Consider the following 24,858-nt stretch of genomic DNA (forward strand, 5'->3'; position numbering starts at 1 on the left):
TGCACCGCAATGGGGTTCAGAACCCGTACGGGTTCTAGATGCCGTCTGCTATGCTCCTCGTCTTTTTACTCGGGCGAAGCGAAGTATGGGAATCGGCGTATTGTGCGGGCTGCTGGCAGGCGCTTTCTGGGGCATGGTGTTTATCGCCCCGAAACTGCTGCCCGTGTTTTCGCCGTGGGAACTCGCCATCGGCCGCTACCTGGCCTACGGGCTGGTCGCCTTCGTGGCCGCACTGCCGCTGATGAAGCGCATCGCCCGCAAGCTGACCGGCGCCGACTGCGTGGCGCTGCTGCGCCAGGCCTTTACCGGCAACCTGCTCTACTACGTGCTGCTGGCCTTCGGCGTGCAGCTGGCCGGGGTCGGCCCGACCTCGCTGATCATCGGCATCCTGCCGATCTCCGTCACCATCATGGGCCGGCGCGACCAAGGCGCGGTGCCGTTGCCCCGGCTGGTATGGCCGCTGTTGGTGGTGGCCGCCGGCATCGCCTGCATCAATATTGACCTGTTTGGCGGGGGCCAGAGCGCCCATGCGGCCGCCGCCGGCGCGGCGGTGCGCCCGGTCTGGCAGAAGCTGGCCGGGGTCTGCTGCGCGGCCGGCGCGCTGGTCTGCTGGACGCTCTACGCCGTGGACAATGCGCGCTACCTGCAGCGCAACCCGCACTACAGCGGCAACGAATGGTCGGCGCTGTACGGGCTGTCGACCGGCGCGGTGTCGGCGGTTCTGGCCGTGATCGGCTGGCTGTTCGCGGGCGACACCCTGAGCGCGGGCGACGGCGGCCGCGACTGGCAGTGGTTCTGGATGGTCAACGCGGCGGTGGCGCTGGGCGCGTCGCTGATCGGCAACAACCTGTGGAATATCTCCAGCCGGCGCCTGCCCTTGACGCTGTCGGGCCAGATGATTGTGTTCGAGACGCTGTTCGCGCTGGCGTATGGCTTTGTCTTCGACCACCGCTGGCCGCGGCCGCTGGAAATCGCCGCCATTGTGTTGCTGATGATCGGCGTGGCCTGGTCAGTGCGCTTGCACGCCAGCGACAAGTCTGCGTAGACTAGCGAACGATGGCGCGGGGGTCACACGCGCCACGAAAAACAGCATCCAGAACAGCAGTACCCAGGGTCAAACCGGCGCTACGTCGATGACGGGCGCCAAGCCAGCGCCGCGGCTGTCCTGCCGCGGCATTGCCTCGCGCGCAGCCGGCGGCCCCGCAGTCCTTCAGCCGCACCAGTTACTTCCGAGCCACTTTCAGACGTCTCGCCATGAAACGATCGTCCGTGCTGTGCCTGCTTGCCGCCGCCATCACCGCCGCCCCCGTCCCCGCCCTCGCCTACTGGCAGTGGCGCGATGCCAACGGCCGCATGGTCTACAGCGATGTGCCGCCGTCGGCGGCCGCCGCCAGGATCCTGCGCGCCCCGGGCCGCGTTGCCGGCGAGTACCTGCCGGTGGAAGCCGCCGCTGCGGACAGCGCCAAGGCCCCTCAGGCGTCTCCGGCCCCTGCCAGGGCCTCGGCAAAACCGGTGGCGCCTCCCGCCCCTACGGCTGAAGAAGCCTTCCAGAAACGCCGCGAGGCGCGCCTGAAAGCCACCGCCGACGAAGCCCGCAAGGAAAGCGAGAGCGCCGAACGCGAGGCCCGTTGCGCCCAGCTGCGCAACTACGCCAGCGGCCTGCAGAATGGCATGCGCGCCGCCGTGGCTGGCCCGGACGGATCGCTGCAACACCTGAACAGCGAGCAGCGCCAGGCCGAGATGCTCAAGACCAGCACCAGCCTCGAGAAGAACTGCAACTGAGCGTGGAAAGCAAGGCGGGGCGCTTGAGCGCCCCGTCTTCCGCAGTCACCTGCTGATCCGCAGCTCAGCCATTCCCGCGCAGCCATTTCTGGCCTTCGCGCGCCCCGCCCTCGCGCTGCTTCTGCACGCGCTTGCGCCGAGCCTGTTTGGGGTCGGCCGTCAGCGGCCGGTAAACCTCGACGCGATCGCCCTCGCGCACCAAGGTTTCGGGCGTCTTGAGCTTACCGAAGATGCCAACACGCATGGTCGAAGGGTCCACCTCAGGGCAGGCCTGCTGCAGCCCGGAGCCAACGATGGCCGCCGCGATGGTGCTCCCGGCGGGCACATCGATCTCCTTCAGGAACACGCTGTCGGGCCGCGCATAGCAGACGGCGATATGCACGGTCGCCGCGCCGGTATCAGCTGGTGCCATAGACGACCTCGGCACGTTTGACGAAGGCATCGACAAAGGTGTTGGCGATCATGCTGAACACCGGACCGATCAGTTTTTCCAGCAGCAGGCTCGAAAACTCGTAGTGCAGGTGGAACTCGATCTTGCAGGCATCCTCGCGCAGCGGCGTGAAGCGCCACGCGCCGTTGAAGGTCTTGAACGGCCCGTCCGCGAAGGTCATATCGATGCGCGTCGGGCGCTCCTGCGTATTGCGGGTATGGAAGTACTGCTGGATCCCTTTGAAGTGGATATGGATCTTGGCGTCAAGCATGGTCTCGGTCTGCTCGAACACCTCCACGCCACCGCACCATGGCAGGAACTTGGGATAGTCCTCCACGCGCGTGACCAGGTCGTACATCTGCGCGGCGGAGTAGCCGAGCAGCACGGATTTATGGACGTCTGCCATGTAGTGGGAAATCTGGCTTCCGGCCATGCCGTGCGCAACGCGCGGCAGCATGAGCCGGTACCGGGGCTGGTTTGCTAAAATGCTGATTTTAGCCGACGCTGGCGTATGGCGGCACCTCGCCATGCGGCACTGCAGCGATCCGACCGGATTCCACTCATTGTTCGCCCACCCGCACGCATGACCATCGCAGACAACAAAAAGGCCTTTTTCGACTACTTCATCGAAGAGCGATATGAGGCCGGGATCGTGCTGGAAGGCTGGGAAGTCAAGGCGATCCGCGCCAACCGCGTGCAGATCAAGGAAGGCTACGTGGTGGTGCGCGACGCCGAGATGTTCCTGATCGGCGCCCATATCAGCCCGCTGCAGAGCGCCTCCACCCACGTCAATCCCGACCCGGTACGCACCCGCAAGCTGCTGCTCAAGGCCGACGAGATCAAGAAGCTGATCGGCAAGGTCGAGCAGCGCGGCTACACGCTGGTACCGCTGAACCTGCACTACACGCGCGGCCGCGTAAAGTGCGAGATCGGCCTGGCCAAGGGCAAGAAGCAGTTCGACAAGCGCGAGACCGAGAAGCAGCGCGACTGGCAGCGCGAGAAGGCCCGCATTCTGAAGGGCGGCACCAAGGAGTAAGTCCCGGCGCCGCGCTTGCTGCGGCGCGTCTCAGGCGCCCTGAGGCGCCCTCAGGCCGCCTTCTGCCCCTTCACGATCTGCAGCGCCGAAGCGATCATGCTGCTCATCTCGCCCATATTGCCCGGCACGATCAGCGTATTGCCCTGCTTGGCCAGGTTGCCGAAGGCCGCGACATATTCCTCGGCCACCTTCAGGTTGACCGCGTCCATGCCGCCCTCGGTGCGGATCGCATTGCCGATCTTCTGAATCGCCTGGGCGTTAGCCTCAGCTACCGCCAGGATCGCCGAAGCTTCCCCCTGCGCCCTGTTGATGGCCGCCTGCCGTTCCCCTTCGGACTTCTGGATCGCCGCTTCACGCGCGCCCGTGGCGAGGTTGATCTGCTCCTGGCGCTTGCCTTCCGAGGCGGCGATCAGCGCGCGCTTCTCCCGCTCGGCGGTGATCTGCGCCTGCATCGCGTGCAGGATTTCCTTGGGCGGGGTGAGGTCCTTGATCTCGTAGCGCAGCACCTTGACGCCCCAGTTGGCGGCGGCCTCGTCCAGCGCGTTGACCACGCTGTGGTTGATGAACGCGCGTTCCTCGAAGGTCTTGTCAAGCTCCAGCTTGCCGATCACCGAGCGCAGCGTGGTCTGCGACAGCTGCGTGATCGCCACCACGAAATTGCTCGAGCCGTAGGACGCCTTCATCGGGTCGGTGACCTGGAAGTACAGTACGCCATCGACTTGCAACTGCGTGTTGTCCTTGGTGATGCAGACCTGGCTGGGCACGTCCAGCGGGATTTCCTTGAGCACGTGCTTGTAGGCGACGCGGTCGACAAACGGCACCACGATCGACAGCCCCGGCGTCAGCGTCGCATGGTAGCGCCCCAGGCGCTCCAGCACCCAGGCGTGCTGCTGCGGCACGATCTTGATGCCCTTGGCAATCAGCACGATCACGGCGACGAGGACGATCAGCGGCAACAGGCCAAGCTGAAAAGCGAGCATGTAACAACCCTCCAGACAGGAAACATCGGTACGGAGCCGCCGGATGGCAGCAGGTGGATGGATCGCCACGCAGCAGCACCGCGCGGCGCAACGGAATACGGCTTCAGCGCGGAGACACGACCAGCGTGCTGCCGCGCACCGCGACGATGCGGTAGCGGCCCGGTGCGGCGGTGCAATCGGGCGCCAGCTCCACGGTCCAGTCGGCGCCGCGGTATGGCACGCGGGCGCGCCCGTTGGCATCCCAGGCGGGCACGTCGAGCTCCTGGCCGATATCGAGATTCACGTTGGGATCGACGGCGGCATTGCCGCGCCGCAGCTTGCCAAAGCGGGTGCGGCGCAGCCCGACGATCAGCACCGCCGCGACCAGGGCCGCGACCAGCGTCTGCGCGGCTGGCGACAGGCCGAGCAAGGCCCCGACGCCGCCGGCGGCGAGGCCCACCGCCACCATCAGCAGGTAGAACGTGCCGGTATTCATCTCGACGATCACCAGCACGACCGCTGCCACGAACCAGATGTAGTAAGCCATCCCAGCTCCCGTTGATCCCGAAAAGTAAAAACCCCGCAGCGCTTTCAGCGTCTGCGGGGCAGTAACAACACCTGACGCAGGGCCGGTGCCGGCCGGCTGCCCGAAGGCGCCGGCATATTGTCATTGAGCGCTATTGTGACGTCAAATGCCTCAGGAAGCCAGCTGGCGCCAGGTCTCGACCACCGAGTCCGGGTTCAGCGAGATCGACTTGATACCTTCCTTGGCCAGCCACGCGGCAAAATCCGGATGATCCGAAGGGCCCTGGCCGCAGATGCCGACGTACTTGTCCAGGCGGATGCACGCCTCGATGGCGCGCGACAGCATGAACCGCACTGCCGGGTCGCGTTCGTCGAAGTCCTTGGCCAGCAGTTCCATGCCCGAATCGCGATCCAGGCCCAGCGTCAGCTGGGTCAGGTCGTTCGAGCCGATCGAGAAGCCGTCGAAGTACTGCAGGAACTCTTCGGCGAGGATCGCGTTGGACGGCACTTCGCACATCATGATGATGCGCAGGCCGTTCTCGCCGCGCTTCAGGCCGTGCTTGGCCAGCAGCTCGATGACCTTCTCGGCCTGGCCCAGCGTACGCACGAACGGCACCATGATCTCGACGTTGGTCAGGCCCATTTCATCGCGCACGCGCTTCATGGCCTTGCATTCCATTTCGAACGCTTCGGCAAAGTCGTCGGCGATATAACGCGACGCGCCGCGGAAGCCCAGCATCGGGTTTTCCTCGTCCGGCTCGTAGCGCGAACCGCCGATCAGTTTCTTGTACTCGTTGGACTTGAAGTCCGACAGGCGCACGATCACGGATTTCGGATAGAACGCCGCGCCGATCGTCGCAATGCCCTCGGCCAGCTTGTCGACGTAGAACGCGCGCGGGCTGGCATGGCCACGAGCCACGCTTTCCACGGCCTTCTTCAGGTCGGCATCGACCTGCGGATAGTCGAGGATGGCCTTCGGGTGGACACCGATGTTGTTGTTGATGATGAATTCCAGGCGGGCCAGGCCGACGCCGCAGTTCGGGATCTGCGCGAAGTCGAACGCCAGCTGCGGATTGCCCACGTTCATCATCAGCTTGACGTCGATTTCCGGCATGTCGCCACGCTGGACTTCGGTCACTTCGGTTTCCAGCAGGCCGTCGTAGATGCGGCCTTCGTCGCCCTCGGCGCACGACACCGTCACCAGCGTGCCGTCCTTCAGCACGTCGGTGGCATCGCCGCAACCGACCACGGCCGGCACACCCAGTTCACGCGCGATGATGGCCGCGTGGCAGGTACGGCCGCCACGGTTGGTGACGATGGCCGAGGCACGCTTCATCACCGGTTCCCAATTGGGGTCGGTCATGTCGGCCACCAGCACGTCGCCGGGCTGCACGCGTTCCATCTCGGACGGGTCGTTGATGACGCGGACCGGGCCGGTGCCGATCTTCTGGCCGATGGCGCGGCCGCTGGTCAGCACGGGCGCGGTGCCCTTGAGCTTGAAGCGCAGTTCGGCCTTGCCGGCGGACTGGCTCTTCACCGTTTCCGGGCGGGCCTGCAGGATGTAGATCTTGCCGTCCTTGCCGTCCTTGCCCCACTCGATGTCCATCGGGCGGCCATAGTGCTTCTCGATGATCATCGCGTACCTGGACAGCTCGGTCACGTCCTCGTCGGTGATCGAGTAGCGGTTGCGCAGTTCGCCCGGCACGTCAACGGTCTTCACGCGACCGGGTTCGCCCGGCTTGGTGAATTCCATCTTGATCAGCTTGGAGCCGATCGAGCGGCGGATGATCGGGTACTTGCCAGCCTGCAGCGTCGGCTTGAAGACGTAGAACTCGTCCGGGTTGACCGCGCCCTGCACCACCGTTTCGCCCAGGCCATAGCTGGAGGTAATGAAGACCACGTCGGGGAAGCCGGATTCGGTGTCGATGGTGAACATCACGCCCGAGGCGGCCAGGTCCGAACGGACCATGCGCTGGATACCGGCGGATAGTGCCACCACGTCATGGGCAAAGCCCTTGTGCACGCGGTAGGAAATGGCGCGGTCGTTGTACAGCGAGGCGAACACGTGCTTGATCTTGTCGAGCACGTCGTCGATGCCGCTGACGTTCAGGTAGGACTCCTGCTGGCCGGCGAATGAGGCGTCGGGCAGGTCTTCGGCGGTGGCCGACGAACGCACGGCGAACGACGCTTCGGCGCCTTCGCGCTCGGACACGCGGGCATAGTACTCGCGGATCTCCTGTTCCAGGCGAGGCTGGAACGGCGCGGCAGCGACCCAGCCGCGGATCTCGGCACCGGCCTCGGCGAGCGCCTTGACGTCGTCGACGTCCAGCGCCTTGAGGCGCTGCGAGATGCGCTCGGTCAGGTTGTTGTGGGCGATGAAGTCGCGGAAGGCGAGCGCGGTGGTGGCAAAGCCGCCGGGAACCCGGACGCCGGCTTCCGCCAGCTGGGAGATCATCTCGCCCAGCGACGAATTCTTGCCGCCGACGATTTCCACGTCAGCCATGCGCAACTGCTCGAACGGCAGCACATAGGCGCCGTTATCTGCCTGGTTAGTCATGAGAGCCTCAAAACAAAGTAGAAAACCTGACGCGTAAGCCCGGTATGTTCTTGATGTTCTGTTCCCGGACCGATCGCTTGGCTAAGCAACCCCCTGGCAGCTGGGATTCTGCGCTGTGGGTCTCGTGCGCTGCGGCTCTCGACAGCGCTCATCTCGCAGCGCACATTGTCGACAATTCCGGCCCCGATCGTTGCAGCTGCGGGCGCCATGCGGAATTGCTTAGCGAAAAGATCGCCGCTATTCTACCGTGCTGCGCCGCACTTTTTTGCGGAAGATTGAATCTATTTATTGCGCAACCCATGTCCCAGCCAGAAGCGCCCGGTGCAGCGGTTTCCGGGTCCCAGCCTGGAACGCAGCCTGAATCCCCCTCCGCCACCGTGGCGGCGACTGCACCCGCAAGCGCGCCAGCCGGCGCTGCCCAGGGCGCTGATCGCCCGGCGGTGCGTACCGTGTTCATCGTCTCGGATGGCACCGGCATCACCGCGGAAACTTTCAGCCACTCGATCCTTGCCCAGTTCGAAATGCGCTTCCGCAAGGTGCGCATGCCTTTCGTCGACACCCCGGAAAAGGCACATATCGCCGTCGGCAAGATCAACGAGGCCTTCCACAACGAAGGCGTGCCGCCCATCGTCTTCACCACGCTGGTCAACCAGGAAGCGAACAAGGCACTGCGCCGCGCCAAGGCGATGATTCTGGACATGTTCCAGACCTTCATCGAGCCGCTGGAAAAGGAACTGGGCCTGAAGTCCACCCACGCCATCGGGCGCTTCCACCAGAATGCAGATACCGAGGCGTACAAGAACCGGATCGAGGCCATCAACTTCTCGCTGGCGCATGATGACGGTCAGTCACACAAGAACCTGGAAGAAGCGGATGTGATCCTGGTGGGCGTGTCGCGCAGCGGCAAGACACCGACCAGCCTCTACCTGGCGATGCAATACGGGCTGAAGGCAGCAAATTACCCGCTGATCCCGGACGATTTCGAGCGCGGCCGACTGCCCTCGGCGCTGTATGCGTTCAAGCCCAAGATCTTTGGGCTGTCCATCGACCCGCAGCGCCTGACAGAAATCCGCAACGAGCGCCGCCCTGGCAGCAAGTATGCGGCGCTGGAGAACTGCCGCTACGAGGTCAACGAGGCCGAGGCGATGATGCGGCGCGAAGGCATCAAATGGCTGTCGTCGACGCACAAGTCGATCGAGGAGATCGCGACCACGATCCTGCAGGAGATCAAGGTCGATCGCGACAACTATTAAAAAAGCGGCCGTCCGGGCCGCTTTTTTATTGTGTGCCTGGCCCGCTCAGCGCCGCTGCCGCACCGCCTCGAACAGGCAGATCGCCGTCGCAGCCGCCACGTTAAGCGATTCCAGCCCGCCGGGTTGCGGGATACCAACCTTGCGCGTGACGTGCTGCATCCACGCCTCGCTGACCCCCGCACCTTCATTGCCGACCACCCACGCCACCGGCCCGCGCAGGTCGGTATCGAACACCGCCGCATCGGCGTGCGACGAGGTAGCCATCACCGGCACCGCCAGCCGCGGCGCGAGCGCATCCACGGTGCAGTGCTCGACGATATTCAGGTGGAAGTTCGCGCCCATGCCGGCGCGTAGCGTCTTGACCGACCACGCAAAGGCACACCCGGTGGCCAGGAACGCGTGGCGGATGCCCGCCGCGGCGGCGCTGCGCAGGATCGAGCCGACATTGCCAGCATCCTGCACGCCGTCCAGGATCACGCAGTCCTCCTCGATCCGCGCCGGCAGGTGACCGGACGGCGTCTCGATCACCAGCATCAGGTCGATGCCGTTGACCACGCCGCTGATCTGCGTGAATAGCGCATCGGCCAGCACCACCACGCGCTCGGCCTGGACCAGCGCCAGCAGCGGCGCCACCTCGGCATGGTCGTAATGGCGCTCCGACACCACGCAGGTGACCGGCTGGCCGCGCGCGGCCACATAGGCCTGCGCCAGGTGCACGCCGTCGAGCAGCGACTGCCCGGCCTTGCGGCGCTGGTGCGTGGAAGTGGCCAGGGCCTTCAAATGCTTGAACAGCGCGTTGTCGCGCGAGGTGACGTGCTTCACGATGCAGAGATCAGGTAGGTGCGCTTCACTGCGCGACCGTGACCGAAACCGAGGCGGTGACCTGGGTAACTTCGGCCATCGCGGTCATGCCGGTGAACATGGGCCGCTGCTCCAGCGCCTCGCGCACGGGCGCAAACGAACGGCGGTGGTGCGGCGTGGCGCCGAACTCGGCCAGCGCGGCAAGGTGCTGCGGCGTGCCATAGCCGACGTGCGAATCGAAGCCGTACTGCGGATAGCGCTCGTGCAGCACCCTCAGCTCGCGGTCGCGCGCCACCTTGGCCAGGATCGACGCGGCCGAGATCGCCCTGACCAGAGCATCGCCCTTGACGATGGCTTCCACCGGGAACGGCACCTGCGGGCAGCGGTTGCCGTCGACCTGCACCAGGTCCGGCACGACGCCGCTGGCGGCCAGCCCCTGCACGGCACGCTGCATCGCCAGCATGCTGGCGTGCAGGATGTTGAGCGTGTCGATCTCCTCAACCGTCGCGAAGGCGATATGCCAGCCCAGCGCGCGTTCGCAGATCTTGTCGTAGAGTTGCTCGCGCTTGGCGGCGGTCAGGATCTTGGAGTCGGCCAGCCCGCGGATCGGACGCTTCGGGTCCAGCACCACGGCGGCGGCATAGACCGGCCCGGCCAGCGGTCCCCTGCCCGCTTCATCGACACCGCACAGGCGCTGCACGGCGGCAGCGGCCGGGGCAAGATCCAGCCCCATCTGCGGCGATTCAGCATTGCGTCGCGCCATCAGACGGTCCCCCGGCTGTGCATCAGGTCCACCACCACATCGGCGGCCCGTTGCGCGGTATTGCACTTGAGCGTCTCGTGCATGCGGGTGAAATGCTCGTAGAGAAAGGCGGTGTTGCCCTCGTCGTTGAGCTGCAGCAGCGTTTCGCGGGCCAGCGCCTCGGGCGTGGCATCGTCCTGCAGCAGTTCCGGCACGACGAAGCGCCCTGAAAGGATATTAGGCAATCCCACGTACGGCAGGTAACCCTGGCGCTTCATGATCTGCGCGGTCAGCCAGGGCACCTTGTAGGAGATCACCATCGGTTTCTTGTACAGCGCCGCTTCGAGCGTGGCGGTGCCGCTGGCCAGCAGCACCACGTCGGCGGCTTCCATGGCCTGGTGCGACTTGCCATCGACGATGGTCAGGCGGAGTTCGGGATACTGCGCGTGCAGTTCCTCGACGATGGCGCGCAGCGGCGCGCTGGCCGCCGGCAGCACGAACGCCAGATTCGGGTCCATGCGTTGCATGCGAGCCATCGCGGCAAAGAAGGTGGCGCCGAGGTTGCGCACCTCGGACTGGCGGCTGCCCGGCAGCACGGCGACCACGCGGTGCCCGGCAGGCAGGCCGAGTTCGGCGCGCGCCCCGGCGACGTCGGGCACCATCGGGATCACGTCAGCCAGCGGATGGCCCACGTAGGTGGCGGGGATGCCGGCCTTGGCGTAGATCTCGGGCTCGAACGGGAACAGGCACAGGATGTGATCCACCGCGCGCGCGATGGTGCGGATGCGCCCGCCGCGCCAGGCCCAGATCGACGGGCTGACAAAATGCACCACCGGGATGCCGGCGCGCCGCAGCGGCACTTCCAGCCCGAAATTGAAATCCGGGGCATCGACCCCGATAAAGCACAGCGGCGGATTGGCCAGCAGCCAGTCGCGCACGGCGCGGCGTGTGGCCAGGATCTCGCGCAGCGAGCCCAGCACCTCGACGTAGCCGTTGACCGACAGCGTTTCCATCGGCCAGCGCGAGGTAAAACCCTGCGCCATCATGCGCTTGCCGCCGATGCCGGAATACTCGACCGTGTCGCCAAGGCGGGCCTTGAGCCCGCCCATCATCAGCGATGCCAGCAGGTCGCCCGAGGCCTCTCCGGCCACCATGGCGATGGTGCCGCGTTTGCCTGTTACGCTCCCATTGCCCGTGGGCACGTCGCCCCGAATCGCGGCGTCGACCATGTCCGGTCCGGCCTCAGCGCACGATGCCGCGCTGGGTGGCGGCAAGGAATTCGACAAACGCACGCAGCGGTTCCGCGGTACCGGCATCGACCTGGCCCAGCAAGGCGGTGATCTCGTTACGTGCCTCGTCGAAGCTGAGGTCGGACTTGTAAAGCAGCTTGTAGGCCTGGCGCAGCGCACCGATCTGGCCCGCATCGAAGCCGCGGCGGCGCAGCCCCTCGACGTTGACGCCGTGCGGCGTGGCCTTGTTGCCACTCTTGTCGCTGGCGGCGATCACGAACGGCGGCACGTCCTGCACCAGCGCAGAAGCGCCACCCAGCATCGCATGGGCGCCGATGCGCACGAACTGGTGCACGCCGCTCATGCCGCCCAGGATCGCCCAGTCGCCCACTTCAACGTGGCCGGCGATCTGCGCGTTGCTGGAAAACACGGTGTTGTTGCCGACGATGCAGTCATGCGCGATATGCACGTAGGCCATGATCCAGTTGTCGTTGCCGATGCTGGTCAGGCCGCGGTCCTGCACCGTGCCGGTGTGGATCGTGGTGAATTCGCGGATGGTGTTGCGGTCGCCGATCTCGAGCCGCGTCGGCTCGTTGCGGTACTTCATGTCCTGCGGCACGCCGCCGACCGAAGCATAGGGACCGATCTGGTTGCCCTCGCCGATCGTGGTGTAGCCCTCGACCGTCGTATGCGAGCCGATCCGGGTGCCGCTGCCGATCCGCACATTGGCGCCGACGATAGAGAACGGCCCGACGGTCACGTCGGAAGCCAGTTCTGCCTTCGGGTCGACCAGTGCGGTGGGATGGATTTGCGTCATACGTCTGTCCTGTGGTGTGTCTGGTGAAGGATGGGCCCATGCCGGGGGGCAAAGGTTCCCGTCCTGGCCGCCCGCGCCCGTCAGAGCGGGCGCGGCGCGCGGCCTGCGGCGATGCCGCGGGCCGCTGGCGGCCTCACTCGGCCTGCTTCACGGTGCACATCAGCTCCGCCTCGCAGGCCACCTTGGCGTCCACCGTGGCGAACGCCTTGAATTTCCAGATGCCGCGGATATAGCGCTCGACCGTCACGTTCATGTGCAACTGGTCGCCCGGGTATACCACCTGCTTGAAGCGGGCGCCGTCGATGCCGACGAAGTAGTACAGCGAGCCTTCCTTGCGCTCCATCTCCGCACCGAAAGTCAGCAGGCCAGCGGACTGTGCCAGCGCCTCGAGGATCATCACCCCCGGCATCACCGGTTGCTCGGGGAAATGGCCCATGAAATAAGGCTCGTTGATGGTGACGTTCTTCAGCGTCTTGATGCGCTTGCCCGGCTCGAACTCCAGCACGCGGTCCACCATCAGGAACGGATAGCGATGCGGCAGCAGCTTAAGGATCTGGCGAATGTCGATGTCGGCTGCGGTCATGATGATTTCTCTTAGTCTTGTGAGGTTGGGGAACCGGCGGACTGGCCGCGCAGGCGACGTTCCAGCGCCACCACCCGTTCGCGCAGCTTGCTCAGGCCGCGCACGATGGCTGCGTTGCGTTCCCACTCGCCGTGCGGCAGGAACGGGAAGACGCTGGTGAAATGGCCCCCGGGCTTGGTAATGGATTTGGTGATCGAGGTGCCGCCGGACACTGTGGTGCGGTCGGCAATGCTCAGGTGGCCGGCAAAATTGGCCGCGCCCCCGATCACGCAGAAACGGCCGATGCGCGTGCTGCCCGATACCGCGGCGCACCCGGCAATGACCGTATGGGCCCCGACGCGCACGTTGTGTGCGATCTGGACCTGGTTGTCGATCTTGCAGCCTTCTTCGATCACGGTGTCGGCCATGGCGCCGCGGTCGATCGCGGTATTGGCGCCGACCTCCACGTCATCGCCCAGCACGGCGCGTCCCGTCTGCGGGATCTTCACGTATTCGACGCCGGTCGCGCTGATATCCGGCGCAAAGCCGAAGCCGTCCGCGCCAATCACCACGCCGCTGTGCAGGATCGCACGGGCACCGACCACGCATTGGTGGTAGACCGAAACATTGGCGTAGAGCAGCGAATCATCGCCGATCTCGGCATGCGCGCCGACATAGCTGTTGGCCAGGATGCGCACGCGCTCGCCCAGGCGTGCGCCGCGCTCGATCACCACGTTGGGGCCGATGTAGCAAGACGCCGGCACCACCGCATCCGGCGACACCGTCGCGCGCGGGTCGATGCCGACGCGCGTATCGGTATTGGCGGCGCGGTCGAAGCACTGCGCCACGCGGGCAAAGCAGACATAGGGATTGCGCGCCACCAGCCAGTTGCGGCCGTCGGCCCGGCCCTCGGCGCGGATGCGCTCGAGGTCGGACGCCGACACGATCACGGCGCCAGCCTTGGAGTCGAGCGCCTGCTGCAGGTAGAGCGGATTGGACAGGAACGAGAGCTCGGCCGGTCCGGCCTGATCCAGCGGAGCGAGGCCAACGATCGCCAGGTCGGGATCACCCACAACCTGCGCGCCGTTCTCGGTGGCGAGCTGACCCAGTGTGGGTGTCTGCATGGCGGTACTTCCTGAAAAAAACGAAAAGACGAAAGAACGTGAAAACCGGGGCGGCTTACCTGGCGCCGGCGTTCAGCGCCTTCATCACGTCGTCGGTGATGTCGATACGCGGGTTCACATAGACCGCTTCCTGCACGATCAGGTCGTACTTGCGCTGTTCGGCCAGCTGGCGGATCACGCGGTTGGCGCGCTCCAGCACCTGCGCCAGTTCTTCATTGCGGCGCTGGTTCAGGTCTTCGCGGAACTCGCGCTGCTTGCGCTGGAACTCGCGGTCGAGGTCGGCCACTTCACGCTGGCGGCGCTGGCGGTCGGCGTCGGCCAGCACGGTCGTGTCCTTGTCAAGCTTGTCGGCCATGCCCTTGATCTTCTGGGCCATGTCCTGCAGTTCGCGGTCGCGCTTGGAGAACTCCTGCTCCAGCTTGACCTGGGCCAGCTTGGCCGGCTGCGAGTCGCGCAGGATGCGTTCGGAATTGACGGCGGCAATGCGCGCCTCCTGGGCCATGGCCGGCGCCGCGGCGCAGATAGCCGCCGTGGCGAGCGCGGCGGCGCCCAGGGATTTGACCAGTTTGGATTTTGTATTCATGAAACAGATCCTTTATCAGAATCAGAATGCCGTGCCGATCTGGAACTGGAAGCGCTGGACCTTGTCGGTATCGTCGCGCTTGAGCGGGAAGCCCATGCTGATCTTCAGCGGGCCGATCGGCGACAGCCACGACATGCCGAAGCCGGTCGAGTACTTGAGGTCGCTGAAGCGCAGCGGCGCACCTTCCTGGTAGACGTTACCGAAGTCAAAGAACGTGAACAGGCGCAGCGTGCGGTCCACGCCCGAGCCAGGCAGCGGGAAGATGAATTCGATGTTGCCGATCATCTTGGAGGCACCGCCCACCGGGTTGCCGTTCTGGTCCTTCGGGCCCAGCGTGCTGGTCTGGTAGCCACGCACCGAGCCGATACCGCCGGCGTAGAAGTACTTGAACACCGGGAACGGCGTGTTGCCGTAGCCGTGGCCGTAGGCGACTTCACCGTTCAGTGCCAGCGTAAAGGCCTTCGAGATCGGATAGAAGTACTGCTGCTGCACGCTGGCACGGTAGTACTGCGTGTCACCGCCCGGCAGGCCGACTTCCAGGTTGGCCTGGGTGTATGGGCCCTTGGTCGGGACCAGTGCGCTGTCGCGGCGGTCACGTGCCCAGCCGATGGTGAACGGGAAATTGTTGATCCCGTCGCCCGAGCTCTTGCCGATCTTGCTGAGCCAGTCGGTGTACTGCGCCGGCGTGTTGACCGAGGTATAAACCTGGGTCCGTTCGTAGCCGATGCCGAAGAACACCGTATCGACTTCCGAGAACGGCACGCCGAACTTGAAGCCGCCGCCGGCGGACACGATCTTGTAGTCCTGGTCGCCGGTGTAGTACAGCGGGCGCGAGGTACGGTAGTAGATATCGGTCGAGCGGCTGATGCCGTCCACCGTGAAGTACGGGTCGTACTGCGTCAGCGCGATGGTACGGAACGACTTGGCGGTGTTCACGTCCAGGCCCAGGCTGGTACCGGAGCCGAACACGTTGTCCTGGCGCAGGCCGGCCTGCAGCACCAGCTTGTCGGTGGACGAGAAGCCCACGCCCAGGCTGATCTGGCCGGTCGGTTTTTCCGTCACGTTGACGTTCACATCGACCTGGTCGGGCGCGCCCGGCACGTCCTCGGTGGTGATGTTGGTGTCGGTGAAGTACCCGGTCCGGTTGATACGTGCCTGCGACTGCTGCAGCTTCTCGCTGTCGAACCACGAGCTTTCCATCTGGCGCATCTCGCGGCGCACCACTTCGTCGCGGGTCTTGCTGTTGCCCACCACGTTGACGCGGCGCACGTAGACGCGGCGGCCCGGGTCGACCATCAGCGTCAGCGCGACTTCACGCTTCTGCTGGTCGATGTTCGGCTGCGGATTGATGGTGGTGAAGGCGTAGCCGTAGGTGCCGAGCAGGTCGGTGATGGCCTTGGTGCTGGCGGTCAGCTTTTCGGACGAGAAGATGTCGCCCTTCTTCAGCTGCAGCAGCTTTTCCATTTCCTCCTGCTTGCCGAGCAGCTCGCCGGCCAGGCGGATGTCGGACACCTTGTACTGCTCGCCTTCCTTGATGTTCAGCGTCAGGTAGATGTCCTTCTTGTCCGGCGTGATCGACACCTGGGTCGATTCGATCGCGAACTCCAGGTAGCCGCGGTTCAGGTAGAACGAGCGCAGCGCTTCCAGGTCGGCGGTCAGCTTCTGCTTCGAGTACAGGTCGTTCTTGGTGTACCACGACAGCCAGTTCGGCGTGGACAGCTGCATCTCGTCGCGCAGCGTGCCTTCCTTGAAGGCCTTGTTGCCGACGATATTGATCTGGCGGATCTTGGCGACCGGCCCCTCTTCGACGTTGAACACCACCGAGACGCGGTTGCGGTCCACCGGCGTGATCGTGGTCTGCACGTCGGCGGCATAGTAGCCGCGCGCGACGTACTGGCGCTTGAGCTCTTGCTCGGCCTTGTCGATCAGTGCCTTGTCGTAGTAACGGGCTTCAGCCACGCCGACCGCGCGCAACGAACGGCGCAGCGTGTCCTTGTCGAATTCCTTGATGCCGACGAACTCGAGCTGCGAGATGGCCGGGCGCTCCTCGACCTGCACCACCAGCACGCCGTCTTCGGCGCGGATCTGCACGTCCTTGAAGAAGCCGGTATTGTAGAGGGCACGGATGGCATCGGCGCCCTTGTCGTCGGTGAAGGTTTCACCGACGCGCACAGGAAGGTAGCCAAACACGGTACCCGGCTCGACGCGTTGCAGGCCCTCAACGCGGATGTCCCTGACGACGAACGGATCGGCAGCCCAGCCCGCCGGGCTCCAGGCTGCAATAACGGCACTCGCCAGCAAGCCCAGCGAAATGCGCTTATGTCTGATCAATGTTGATCCCCTCTTTGATTCCATCCAGGATTGCGCTCCGATGCCTCGTTGGACTGCGCGTGACAATGGCGTCCCCGGCGACGGTGTCCGACGACACGACCGCCCCTCTTGCCGACACACGTTTCTAGCCGTTCGCCAGAAACATTCGGCTGACGTCATTGAACAAAGCGAGCGAAGTCAGGAGCAAGATGCAGGCGATGCCAACCTTCTGCAGCATTGCCTGCCAGTGGTCTGGGACGGGCCGGCCAGTCAAAAATTCCACGCAATAATACAGCAAATGCCCCCCGTCCAGAACCGGAATAGGTAACAAATTCAGTACCCCGAGGCTGACGCTGACCAGCGCCAGGAAGCTGATAAACGCCTGCAGGCCGAGGTTTGCGGCACGTCCCGCGTAATCCGCCACGGTCAGCGGACCGCTCAGGTTCTGCAGCGATGCCTGCCCCACCAGCATCTTGCCGAGCAGCTTCAGCGACAGCGCGCTGGTGTCCCAGACCTGGCCCACCGCGCGCGCCAGCGCCTGGTCCGGCCGGTAGCGCACGGTTTCCATTTCCACCGCCTGGCTGAGCGCCGCGCCGAGCTTGCCCGAGGGCGCGGGCGCATTCTTGCTTGGATCCGCGCTTGCCGTCTTCTCGCCATCGCGCGCCGGGGCGCTGTCCAGCGTCACCGGCACGTCCAGGCGCTTGCCGTCGCGCTCGATGCCCAGCGTCACGGTCTGGCCAGGCTGGCTGCGCACCGCCTTGATCAGCGCGCTGGCCTGCGTCAGCGGAGTGCCCTGCCAGGCCACCACGCGGTCGCCCTTCTTCAGGCCGGCGCGCTCGGCGGCGGAACCGGGCAGCACCTCGGTGATCGTCACCGGCCCGCCCTTCAGGTTCAGGCCGAGCGTGGCAAGCGGGTCCTGCTCGGGATTGCCGCCGGTATTGGGCAGGCGCGCCAGCGTGACGTCGCGCTCGGCGCCGTCGGGGCTGCGCACGCGCAGCACGGCGCGCGCATCGCCGAAGCCCTCGGCAAACACGGCCATGCGCAGGTCATTCCAGGAACGCACTGGTTCGGTATGGCCGTTGGCGGTCAGCGACAGCACCCGGTCGCCCTCACGCACGCCGGCCTGCGCCGCCGTGGTGCCGGCCGCGGGCGCGGCCACGATGGGCGCGGGCTCGCGCATGCCGCCGGCGAACAGCGCAAAGTACAGCACGATCGCCAGCAGGAAATTGGCCAGCGGCCCGGCCGCCACGATGATGAAGCGCTTGCCCACCGGCTGGCGGTTGAAGGCGCGCGGCAGGTCGATCGGATCGATGGGTGAGTCGCGCCCGGGATCGAACTCACGCTCGTCCAGCATCCTGACGTAGCCGCCCAGCGGGATCGCCGCCACCGTCCATTCGGTGCGGTCGCGGCTCTTCGAGATCCAGCGCAGCAGCGGCCGCCCGAAGCCGATGGAAAAGCGCAGCACCTTCACGCCGCAGGCACGGGCGGCGAGGTAGTGCCCCATTTCGTGCACATAGATCAGCACGCACAGGGCGACGATGAAAGCGAGTACGGTTTGCATGGCGTCGGGACGTCAGTAACGAGGGCTGGGCGGGCGCGCCGGGTCCGAGGGGGACCCGTGCCGCCGCACCCGCTATTGTCGCAGATGCGGCAGGCCAGCCCGCCGGATCAGCGGTTGGCAGCCAGCGGCGCCACGGTCGAGCGCGCCGCCTCGCGGGCGAGCCGGTCGGCGTCGAGCACTGCTTCGAGCGTATCTGCAGGGCCTTGAGGTGCAGCCTCAAGCACCTGCCTAACGATGCCCGCAATGTCCGTGAAGCGCACTTTGCCGCCAAGGAATGCCTCGACCGCCACTTCATTGGCAGCATTGAGCACCGCCGGCGCCACCCCGCCGGCACGCAGTGCGTCGAAGGCCAGGCCGAGGCACGGGAAGCGCTGCAGGTCCGGCTTTTCGAAATTCAGCCCTCCCGCCCGGGTCAGATCCAGCGGCGTCACGCCCGCGTCGATGCGCTCGGGATAGGCCAGGCCGTAGGCAATCGGCGTGCGCATGTCCGGGTTGCCGAGCTGCGCCAGCACCGAGCCGTCGTGATAGGCCACCATCGAATGCACGATGCTCTGCGGGTGGATCAGTACCTCGATGCGCTCGGCGGGCGCGCCGAACAGCCAGTGCGCCTCGATTACTTCGAGGCCCTTGTTCATCATGGTGGCGGAGTCGACCGAGATCTTGCGGCCCATGACCCAGTTGGGGTGGGCGCAGGCCTGGTCGGGCGAGATATCGTGCAGCGTGGCCGGGTCGCGCGTGCGGAACGGCCCGCCCGACGCGGTCAGCAGCACCCTGGCCACGCCGCGGCCGTAGCGCGGGTCGTCGGCCGGCAGGCACTGGAAGATGGCGTTGTGCTCGCTGTCGATCGGCAGCAGCGTGGCGCCGTGCTCGCGCACAGCATCCATGAAGATGCGGCCCGACATCACCAGCGCTTCCTTGTTGGCCAGCAGCACGCGCTTGGCAGCGCGCGCGGCGGCAAGCGTCGGGCGCAGGCCGGCGGCGCCGACGATCGCGGCCATCACGGCATCGGTCTGCGCGTCGGCGGCCACCGATTCCAGCTCGGCCTCGCCGTAGCTGACTTCGGTGCCGACACCGGCCTCGCGCAGCAGCACCTGCAGTTCGGCGGCCGCCTCGGCGGTCCCGACCACGGCGCGGGCCGGGCGGAATGCGATGCACTGGTCGGCCAGCTTGCGCACCTGACGGTGGGCGGTCAGCGCATGCACCGTGTAGCGGTCGGGGTGGCGCCTGATCACGTCCAGCGTGCTTTCGCCGATGGAACCGGTGGCGCCCAGGATGGTAATGCGCTGCATATCAGACCGCTTCAGAGAAGGCTTCAAAGAAAAATCAGCATCAGTGCCGCCAGCGGGAACACCGGCAGCAAGGCATCGATCCGGTCCAGCACGCCGCCGTGGCCGGGCAGCAGCCGGCTGCTGTCCTTCTTGCCGACCTGGCGCTTGAGCAGCGACTCAAACAGGTCGCCGACCACGCTCGCCGCGACCAGCAGCGTGGTCAGCACGGCCACATAGACAAGGCCGCCGCGGTCGCCCATCGCCGAGAACCACGTCGGCGCAAAGGCATGCGTGGCGGCCAGCGCCAGCCCGATCAGCAGTGCCAGCAGCCACCCGCCGATGGCGCCCTCCCAGGACTTGCCCGGGCTGATGCCGGGCGCGAGCTTGCGCCGGCCGATGGCCTTGCCGGTGAAATACGCACCGATATCCGCCGCCCACACCAGCACGGCCGCGGTCAGCAGCACGCCGATGCCGGCGCCGCGCAGGATCATGGTGGCATGGGCGAACGCGGGCAGCATCACCAGCCCGAGCACGGCGCCCAGCGCGGTGAAGGCCGGGGTCGCGGTGCGCACGCCGCGCGCCAGCAGAACCACGGCCACGCCCCAGCAGATCACGGCGGCTTCCAGCAGCCAGGTGGTGGCGTGGCGCAGCGGCAGGTCATGCCAGGTGATGGCCGCGATCAGGCAGGCCAGCGCATAGACATAGGGCCACGGCCCGCGCAGCCCGATCAGGCGGCCGAATTCCCAGCCGGCCAGCAGCACGATCAAGCCCACCAGCCCCGCAAGCCCCGCAGGCGGCGCCAGGAACAGGATCGGCAGGATCAGCAGCAACAGGCACAGGGCGGTGATGACGCGGGTGAGGAGCATGCGCTGCGGTCCCGGTGAAAGGTTGGAGTGGGCTCAGGCCGTGCCCGACAATCCCGGGGCGACCAGCTGCGCGCTGGTGCGGCCAAAACGGCGTTCGCGCTGGCGGTACGAGGCAAAGGCCTTGTCCAGTTCCGCGGCGTCGAAATCCGGCCAGTACACGTCGGTGAAATACAGTTCGGAATACGCGAGCTGCCACAACAGGAAGTTGCTGATGCGCTGTTCGCCGCCGGTGCGGATAAACAGGTCCGGCTCCGGCGCATAGGCCATGGCCAGGTGCGGCGCCAGCATGGATTCCTCGATCGCTTCCGGATCGAGCATGGGCGAGCGCGCCAGCATCTTGCGCATGGCCTGCAGCAGGTCCCAGCGCCCGCCATAGTTGGCGGCGATGGTCACGGTCAGGCCGGTATTGCCGGCGGTGCGCGCCTCGGCGTCCTTGATCAGCTGCTGGATGCGGGGGCTGAAGCGGCCCAGGTCGCCCACCACCCGCAGCCGGATGTTGTTGGCGTGCATCTTGACCACTTCGCGCCGCAGCGCCGTCATGAACAACCGCATCAGGAACGAGACTTCGTCCGCGGGGCGGCGCCAGTTCTCGGAGCTGAACGCGAACAGCGTCAGGTACTGCACGCCCCGGGCGGCGCTGGCTTCCACCACCGCGCGCACCGCGTCCAGCCCCCGGGTGTGCCCGGCAACGCGCGGCAGGTGCCGCTGGGTCGCCCAGCGACCGTTGCCGTCCATGATGATGGCAACGTGGCGGGGCACATAGGAGGTATCGGGTACGTCGAGCGTTGAACTGATGTGCTGCATGATGGCAGACGGTCTCTGACTGCCCCGGCAGGTGCCGGGACGGGCGTCAGACCGTCATGATCTCCTTCTCTTTCTCGGCGACCATCTTGTCGATCTCGGCCACGTACTTGTCGGTCAGCTTCTGCACTTCTTCCTGGCCGCGACGCTCGTCGTCCTCGGAAATGGTCTTGTCCTTGACCAGCTTCTTGAACTGCTCGTTGGCATCGCGGCGCAGGTTGCGCACGGCCACCTTGGCGCCTTCGGCCTCGCTCTTGACGACCTTGGTCAGCTCCTTGCGGCGCTCTTCGGTCAGTGCGGGCATCGGCACGCGGATCACTTCGCCCATGGTAGCCGGGTTCAGGCCCAGGTCGCAGTCACGGATGGCCTTCTCGACCGCGCCCACCATCTTCTTTTCCCAGGGCTGCACCGTGATAGTGCGAGCATCGGCCAGGCCGACGCTCGCGACCTGGCTGATCGGCACCATTGAGCCGTAGTAATCAACCTGAACGTGGTCGAGCAGGCCGGTGTGGGCACGGCCGGTGCGGATCTTGGCCAGATCGGCCTTGAAGGCCTCGATCGACCGCTGCATTTTCTGCTCGGCGCTCTTCTTTGTGTCGGCGACGCTCATTTTTACCTCCGGAAATCAAACAACCATGATCCCGCGGCCGGGACCGGAAAATGATTCATTCTACTCTTTGCCCGGCCGCGTACCACCATTGTGACGCGACCCGGCAGGGCTCAGACGTGCACCAGCGTACCTTCGTCCTCGCCCAGGATGATGCGCTTGAGCGCGCCCGGCTTGACGATCGAGAACACCCGGATCGGCAGCTTCTGGTCGCGGCACAGCGCGAAGGCGGTGGCGTCCATCACTTGCAGGTTGCGCGAGATGGCCTCGTCGAAGCTGATGGTGGTGTAGCGCGTGGCGCTCGGGTCCTTCTTGGGGTCGGCGGTGTAGACGCCGTCCACCTTGGTCGCCTTGAGCACGACCTCGGCACCGATTTCCGAGCCGCGCAGCGCGGCGGCGGTGTCGGTGGTGAAGAACGGGTTGCCGGTGCCGGCGGCGAAGATCACTACCTTGCCCTCTTCGAGCTGGCGGATCGCGCGCGGGCGGATATAGGGCTCGACCACCTGGTCCATGCGCAGCGCGGACTGCACGCGGCCTTCGATATTGGCGTGGCGCATCGCGTCCTGCAGCGCCAGCGCGTTCATCATGGTGGCCAGCATGCCCATGTAGTCGGCCGTGGCGCGGTCCATGCCGGCCGCACCGCCCGCGACACCGCGGAAGATGTTGCCGCCGCCGATCACCACCGCGACCTGCACGCCGAGCTTAACGATCTCGGCAATGTCGTTCACCATCGCTTCGATGGTGGAGCGGTTGATGCCGAAGGCATCGTCGCCCATCAGGGCTTCACCGGACAGTTTCAGAAGGACGCGCTTGTAGGCTGGCATGTTCACCTCGGACAGGAGCAAGTCGCTCGGTTGAGACGTTCTTGAGACGTATGTATTTGGCACCGGCGGCGCGGATCGGCGCGCCGCCAGCGGAAGAAAGCCGGTTTTCGAGGTGGCCCGTCCCGATGCAAACCAGGAAGGCAACCGCGAAAACTGACTGCTGCACTGCAACGCAGCCCGCGGGCGACGCTGCACTGCACACTACTTATGCAGAGGGGCACCTTGCGGCGCCCCTGCGGCATTATAGGCGCATGGACCACCCGCACCGGGCAGTCCACGGCGCCCCGGACATCAGCCCTTCTGGGCAGCAGCCACCTGGGCGGCCACTTCGGCAGCGAAGTCGTCCTGCTTCTTCTCGATGCCTTCGCCCACGACGTAGAGGGTAAAGCCCTTCACGGTCGTGTTGGCAGCCTTGAGCATCTGCTCGACGGTCTGCTTGTCGTTCTTCACGAACGGCTGGTTGAACAGCGACACTTCCTTCAGGTACTTCTGCACCGAACCCTCAACCATCTTGGCGACGATTTCGGCCGGCTTGCCCGATTCAGCAGCCTTCTGCTCGGCGATGCTGCGCTCCTTGGCGATCAGGTCGGCGGGGACCTGGTCAGCCGACAGCGATACCGGCTTCATGGCGGCCACGTGCATGGCCACGTCCTTGGCGGCGGCTTCGTCGCCGTCGAACTCGACCATCACGCCGATACGGGTGCCGTGCAGGTACGAAACCAGCTTGCCGCCGTTGGCGTAACGGACAAAGCGGCGGATCGTCAGGTTCTCGCCGATCTTGCCGATCAGGGCCGTGCGGGTGGCTTCAACGCTCACGCCGTCGAGTTCCAGCGCCGACAGGGCAGCCACGTCGGCCGGGTTCTGCTTGGCGATCAGTTCGGCAACCTTGGCCGAGAACGCCAGGAAGTCGTCGTTCTTGGAGACGAAATCGGTCTCGCAGTTCAGTTCGACCAGCACGCCGGTGGTGCCGTCGATGAACGAAGCGACCACGCCTTCGGCGGTCACGCGCGAGGCGGCCTTGCTGGCCTTGTTTCCCAGCTTGACGCGCAGCAGCTCTTCAGCCTTGTTCAGGTCGCCGTCGGCCTCGGTCAGGGCCTTCTTGCACTCCATCATCGGCGCGTCGGTCTTCGCGCGCAGTTCTGCAACCATGCTTGCGGTAATTGCCGCCATTTGTCACTCCTTGAATGGTTCGCGCCGGCTGCCGGCAGTCGCCCGCGGCACCCGGTCGGTGGGTCTACAGCACACCCGCGGCAGATACTGCCTGCGGCGGATGACAACAATTCAAATTTAAAAAAAGGGGGCGCCGGATGTGCCCCCTTCTTCTTGCCCTGCTGCCGGAGTACCCCGGCTTTTCGACCCGCGCGCGGCCCGTCGTTACGGGCGGCAAGCTTTGCTTGTCTGTCTGATGACGATGCGCGCTAGCGGTTCCTTTCCGGCAACGGGGCGGCGGGCAATCAGCCTTCCTGCACTTCGACGAATTCGTCGTCGCCGCGGGCGGCCTCGACCACTTCCTGCACCGCGTTGGCACGGCCTTCCAGGATCGCGTCAGCCACGCCGCGCACGTACAGGGCCACGGCCTTGCTCGAGTCGTCGTTGCCCGGGATCACGTAGTCGATGCCTTCCGGCGAGTGGTTGGTATCAACCACGCCAATCACGGGCACGCCCAGCTTGTTGGCTTCGGTCACGGCAATCTTGTGGTAGCCGACGTCGACCACGAAGATCGCGTCAGGCACGCCGCCCATGTCCTTGATGCCGCCGATCGACTTTTCCAGCTTGAGCATCTCGCGCTCGAACATCAGCGCTTCCTTCTTGCTCATGGTGTCCAGCGCGCCGGCTTCCTTGGCGGCTTCCATGTCCTTCAGGCGCTTGATCGAGATCTTGACCGTCTTGAAGTTGGTCAGCATGCCGCCGAGCCAGCGGGCATCGACGTAAGGCATGCCGGCGCGGCCAGCTTCTTCAGCCAGGATTTCGCGCGACTGGCGCTTGGTGCCCACGAAAAGAATGGTGCCGCGATTGGCTGCCAGCTGACGCACGTACTTCATTGCGTCCTGGAACATCGGCAGCGTCTTTTCGAGGTTGATGATGTGGATCTTGTTGCGATGGCCGAAGATGAAGGGGGCCATCTTCGGGTTCCAGAAGCGGGTCTGGTGGCCGAAGTGGCAACCGGCTTCCAGCATTTCGCGCATGGTAACGGACATGTGATTCTCCAAAGGGTTAGGTC

25 protein-coding genes are annotated in these 24,858 nt (G+C 65.6%); 4 read left to right on the forward strand and 21 right to left on the reverse strand.

The window, feature by feature from the left end; translation table 11 throughout:
* Positions 1-85 precede the first annotated feature (85 nt).
* Together ABNX08_RS11230 and ABNX08_RS11235 are read left to right on the forward strand one after the other, a co-directional pair.
* Entirely contained in the window at positions 86-1,045 is a 960-nt protein-coding gene (locus tag ABNX08_RS11230) for a DMT family transporter (protein ID WP_022535313.1), read from the forward strand.
* Positions 1,046-1,254: 209 nt separating this feature from the next.
* Positions 1,255-1,782: a DUF4124 domain-containing protein gene (locus ABNX08_RS11235; protein WP_022535314.1), complete on the forward strand. Its 528-nt coding sequence runs from the start codon at positions 1,255-1,257 to the stop codon at positions 1,780-1,782.
* Between the two features lie 64 nt (positions 1,783-1,846).
* On the opposite strand, the gene ABNX08_RS11240 is transcribed toward ABNX08_RS11235, so the two are convergent.
* Positions 1,847-2,194 (reverse strand): RnfH family protein, encoded by a 348-nt coding sequence (locus tag ABNX08_RS11240; RefSeq protein ID WP_022535315.1) that lies wholly within the window; start codon positions 2,192-2,194, stop codon positions 1,847-1,849.
* Positions 2,181-2,618, reverse strand: a complete 438-nt coding sequence (locus ABNX08_RS11245) for a type II toxin-antitoxin system RatA family toxin (RefSeq protein ID WP_041681466.1) — start codon at positions 2,616-2,618, stop codon at positions 2,181-2,183. The genes ABNX08_RS11240 and ABNX08_RS11245 overlap by 14 nt, the downstream gene beginning before the upstream one ends.
* Positions 2,619-2,795: 177 nt before the next feature.
* On the opposite strand from ABNX08_RS11245, the gene smpB reads away from it, so the two are divergent.
* Positions 2,796-3,248 (forward strand): SsrA-binding protein SmpB, encoded by a 453-nt coding sequence (gene smpB / locus ABNX08_RS11250; RefSeq protein WP_022535317.1) that lies wholly within the window; start codon positions 2,796-2,798, stop codon positions 3,246-3,248.
* 50 nt (positions 3,249-3,298) lie between these two features.
* Here smpB and ABNX08_RS11255 read toward each other — a convergent pair whose 3' ends face one another.
* The 3 genes from ABNX08_RS11255 to ppsA form a co-directional block, all read right to left on the reverse strand.
* Positions 3,299-4,228, reverse strand: coding sequence for an SPFH domain-containing protein (locus ABNX08_RS11255; RefSeq protein WP_022535318.1), 930 nt, complete (start codon positions 4,226-4,228; stop codon positions 3,299-3,301).
* A 103-nt stretch (positions 4,229-4,331) separates the two neighbouring features.
* Positions 4,332-4,754, reverse strand: coding sequence for an NfeD family protein (locus ABNX08_RS11260; protein ID WP_022535319.1), 423 nt, complete (start codon positions 4,752-4,754; stop codon positions 4,332-4,334).
* A gap of 150 nt (positions 4,755-4,904) precedes the next feature.
* Positions 4,905-7,289, reverse strand: a complete 2,385-nt coding sequence (ppsA, locus tag ABNX08_RS11265) for a phosphoenolpyruvate synthase (protein WP_022535320.1) — start codon at positions 7,287-7,289, stop codon at positions 4,905-4,907.
* Positions 7,290-7,738: 449 nt separating this feature from the next.
* Between ppsA and ABNX08_RS11270 the strand changes: the two genes are divergently transcribed.
* Complete coding sequence (locus ABNX08_RS11270) at positions 7,739-8,542, forward strand: pyruvate, water dikinase regulatory protein (protein ID WP_010809585.1); 804 nt, start codon at positions 7,739-7,741, stop codon at positions 8,540-8,542.
* 45 nt (positions 8,543-8,587) lie between these two features.
* Here ABNX08_RS11270 and ABNX08_RS11275 read toward each other — a convergent pair whose 3' ends face one another.
* The 16 genes from ABNX08_RS11275 to rpsB all read right to left on the reverse strand — a co-directional run bounded on the left by ABNX08_RS11275 (position 8,588) and on the right by rpsB (position 24,835).
* The gene (locus ABNX08_RS11275) at positions 8,588-9,364 is read right to left on the reverse strand and encodes an RNA methyltransferase (protein WP_041681063.1); all 777 of its coding nucleotides are present in this window, start codon (positions 9,362-9,364) and stop codon (positions 8,588-8,590) included.
* 25 nt (positions 9,365-9,389) lie between these two features.
* Positions 9,390-10,106 carry a ribonuclease HII gene (gene rnhB / locus ABNX08_RS11280; RefSeq protein WP_022535322.1) on the reverse strand — a complete coding sequence of 239 codons (717 nt, stop codon included), beginning with the start codon at positions 10,104-10,106 and terminating at the stop codon, positions 9,390-9,392.
* A complete protein-coding gene (gene lpxB / locus ABNX08_RS11285; RefSeq protein WP_022535323.1) occupies positions 10,106-11,314 on the reverse strand; it encodes a lipid-A-disaccharide synthase in 1,209 nt (402 codons plus the stop codon). The genes rnhB and lpxB overlap by 1 nt, the downstream gene beginning before the upstream one ends.
* A gap of 13 nt (positions 11,315-11,327) precedes the next feature.
* Entirely contained in the window at positions 11,328-12,131 is an 804-nt protein-coding gene (gene lpxA / locus ABNX08_RS11290) for an acyl-ACP--UDP-N-acetylglucosamine O-acyltransferase (protein ID WP_022535324.1), read from the reverse strand.
* Between the two features lie 133 nt (positions 12,132-12,264).
* Positions 12,265-12,714, reverse strand: coding sequence for a 3-hydroxyacyl-ACP dehydratase FabZ (gene fabZ, locus ABNX08_RS11295; RefSeq protein WP_022535325.1), 450 nt, complete (start codon positions 12,712-12,714; stop codon positions 12,265-12,267).
* Positions 12,715-12,725: 11 nt separating this feature from the next.
* Complete coding sequence (lpxD, locus tag ABNX08_RS11300; RefSeq protein ID WP_022535326.1) at positions 12,726-13,817, reverse strand: UDP-3-O-(3-hydroxymyristoyl)glucosamine N-acyltransferase; 1,092 nt, start codon at positions 13,815-13,817, stop codon at positions 12,726-12,728.
* A 55-nt stretch (positions 13,818-13,872) separates the two neighbouring features.
* Positions 13,873-14,400 (reverse strand): OmpH family outer membrane protein, encoded by a 528-nt coding sequence (locus tag ABNX08_RS11305; RefSeq protein ID WP_022535327.1) that lies wholly within the window; start codon positions 14,398-14,400, stop codon positions 13,873-13,875.
* A 21-nt stretch (positions 14,401-14,421) separates the two neighbouring features.
* Complete coding sequence (gene bamA / locus ABNX08_RS11310) at positions 14,422-16,755, reverse strand: outer membrane protein assembly factor BamA (protein ID WP_022535328.1); 2,334 nt, start codon at positions 16,753-16,755, stop codon at positions 14,422-14,424.
* 100 nt (positions 16,756-16,855) lie between these two features.
* Complete coding sequence (gene rseP, locus ABNX08_RS11315) at positions 16,856-18,271, reverse strand: RIP metalloprotease RseP (protein ID WP_022535329.1); 1,416 nt, start codon at positions 18,269-18,271, stop codon at positions 16,856-16,858.
* 107 nt (positions 18,272-18,378) lie between these two features.
* Positions 18,379-19,560 (reverse strand): 1-deoxy-D-xylulose-5-phosphate reductoisomerase, encoded by a 1,182-nt coding sequence (ispC, locus tag ABNX08_RS11320; protein ID WP_349607335.1) that lies wholly within the window; start codon positions 19,558-19,560, stop codon positions 18,379-18,381.
* Between the two features lie 23 nt (positions 19,561-19,583).
* A complete protein-coding gene (locus tag ABNX08_RS11325; RefSeq protein WP_022535331.1) occupies positions 19,584-20,405 on the reverse strand; it encodes a phosphatidate cytidylyltransferase in 822 nt (273 codons plus the stop codon).
* Positions 20,406-20,438: 33 nt separating this feature from the next.
* On the reverse strand, positions 20,439-21,209 hold the full coding sequence (locus tag ABNX08_RS11330; protein ID WP_022535332.1) for an isoprenyl transferase: 771 nt from the start codon (positions 21,207-21,209) through the stop codon (positions 20,439-20,441).
* Between the two features lie 46 nt (positions 21,210-21,255).
* On the reverse strand, positions 21,256-21,816 hold the full coding sequence (gene frr, locus ABNX08_RS11335; protein ID WP_022535333.1) for a ribosome recycling factor: 561 nt from the start codon (positions 21,814-21,816) through the stop codon (positions 21,256-21,258).
* 110 nt (positions 21,817-21,926) lie between these two features.
* Positions 21,927-22,637 (reverse strand): UMP kinase, encoded by a 711-nt coding sequence (gene pyrH / locus ABNX08_RS11340; RefSeq protein WP_010809599.1) that lies wholly within the window; start codon positions 22,635-22,637, stop codon positions 21,927-21,929.
* Positions 22,638-22,928: 291 nt separating this feature from the next.
* Positions 22,929-23,807 (reverse strand): translation elongation factor Ts, encoded by an 879-nt coding sequence (gene tsf / locus ABNX08_RS11345; RefSeq protein ID WP_349607334.1) that lies wholly within the window; start codon positions 23,805-23,807, stop codon positions 22,929-22,931.
* Between the two features lie 284 nt (positions 23,808-24,091).
* Positions 24,092-24,835, reverse strand: coding sequence for a 30S ribosomal protein S2 (rpsB, locus tag ABNX08_RS11350; protein ID WP_022535335.1), 744 nt, complete (start codon positions 24,833-24,835; stop codon positions 24,092-24,094).
* Positions 24,836-24,858 lie beyond the last annotated feature (23 nt).

It is taken from the genome of Cupriavidus sp. DF5525 (genome assembly GCF_040149425.2).
GTDB classification, from domain to species: Bacteria; Pseudomonadota; Gammaproteobacteria; order Burkholderiales; family Burkholderiaceae; genus Cupriavidus; species Cupriavidus pickettii_A.

What these genes read in the sequence shown, in the direction of transcription:
- ABNX08_RS11230 (WP_022535313.1), top strand. Translation starts at nt 86, where the DNA reads ATGGGAATCGGCGTATTGTGCGGGCTGCTGGCAGGCGCTTTCTGGGGC.
- ABNX08_RS11235 (WP_022535314.1), top strand. Translation starts at nt 1,255, where the DNA reads ATGAAACGATCGTCCGTGCTGTGCCTGCTTGCCGCCGCCATCACCGCC.
- ABNX08_RS11240 (WP_022535315.1), bottom strand. Translation starts at nt 2,194, where the DNA reads ATGGCACCAGCTGATACCGGCGCGGCGACCGTGCATATCGCCGTCTGC.
- ABNX08_RS11245 (WP_041681466.1), bottom strand. Translation starts at nt 2,618, where the DNA reads ATGGCAGACGTCCATAAATCCGTGCTGCTCGGCTACTCCGCCGCGCAG.
- smpB (WP_022535317.1), top strand. Translation starts at nt 2,796, where the DNA reads ATGACCATCGCAGACAACAAAAAGGCCTTTTTCGACTACTTCATCGAA.
- ABNX08_RS11255 (WP_022535318.1), bottom strand. Translation starts at nt 4,228, where the DNA reads ATGCTCGCTTTTCAGCTTGGCCTGTTGCCGCTGATCGTCCTCGTCGCC.
- ABNX08_RS11260 (WP_022535319.1), bottom strand. Translation starts at nt 4,754, where the DNA reads ATGGCTTACTACATCTGGTTCGTGGCAGCGGTCGTGCTGGTGATCGTC.
- ppsA (WP_022535320.1), bottom strand. Translation starts at nt 7,289, where the DNA reads ATGACTAACCAGGCAGATAACGGCGCCTATGTGCTGCCGTTCGAGCAG.
- rnhB (WP_022535322.1), bottom strand. Translation starts at nt 10,106, where the DNA reads ATGGCGCGACGCAATGCTGAATCGCCGCAGATGGGGCTGGATCTTGCC.
- lpxB (WP_022535323.1), bottom strand. Translation starts at nt 11,314, where the DNA reads ATGGTCGACGCCGCGATTCGGGGCGACGTGCCCACGGGCAATGGGAGC.
- lpxA (WP_022535324.1), bottom strand. Translation starts at nt 12,131, where the DNA reads ATGACGCAAATCCATCCCACCGCACTGGTCGACCCGAAGGCAGAACTG.
- fabZ (WP_022535325.1), bottom strand. Translation starts at nt 12,714, where the DNA reads ATGACCGCAGCCGACATCGACATTCGCCAGATCCTTAAGCTGCTGCCG.
- lpxD (WP_022535326.1), bottom strand. Translation starts at nt 13,817, where the DNA reads ATGCAGACACCCACACTGGGTCAGCTCGCCACCGAGAACGGCGCGCAG.
- ABNX08_RS11305 (WP_022535327.1), bottom strand. Translation starts at nt 14,400, where the DNA reads ATGAATACAAAATCCAAACTGGTCAAATCCCTGGGCGCCGCCGCGCTC.
- bamA (WP_022535328.1), bottom strand. Translation starts at nt 16,755, where the DNA reads ATGGAATCAAAGAGGGGATCAACATTGATCAGACATAAGCGCATTTCG.
- rseP (WP_022535329.1), bottom strand. Translation starts at nt 18,271, where the DNA reads ATGCAAACCGTACTCGCTTTCATCGTCGCCCTGTGCGTGCTGATCTAT.
- ispC (WP_349607335.1), bottom strand. Translation starts at nt 19,560, where the DNA reads ATGCAGCGCATTACCATCCTGGGCGCCACCGGTTCCATCGGCGAAAGC.
- ABNX08_RS11325 (WP_022535331.1), bottom strand. Translation starts at nt 20,405, where the DNA reads ATGCTCCTCACCCGCGTCATCACCGCCCTGTGCCTGTTGCTGCTGATC.
- ABNX08_RS11330 (WP_022535332.1), bottom strand. Translation starts at nt 21,209, where the DNA reads ATGCAGCACATCAGTTCAACGCTCGACGTACCCGATACCTCCTATGTG.
- frr (WP_022535333.1), bottom strand. Translation starts at nt 21,816, where the DNA reads ATGAGCGTCGCCGACACAAAGAAGAGCGCCGAGCAGAAAATGCAGCGG.
- pyrH (WP_010809599.1), bottom strand. Translation starts at nt 22,637, where the DNA reads ATGCCAGCCTACAAGCGCGTCCTTCTGAAACTGTCCGGTGAAGCCCTG.
- tsf (WP_349607334.1), bottom strand. Translation starts at nt 23,807, where the DNA reads ATGGCGGCAATTACCGCAAGCATGGTTGCAGAACTGCGCGCGAAGACC.
- rpsB (WP_022535335.1), bottom strand. Translation starts at nt 24,835, where the DNA reads ATGTCCGTTACCATGCGCGAAATGCTGGAAGCCGGTTGCCACTTCGGC.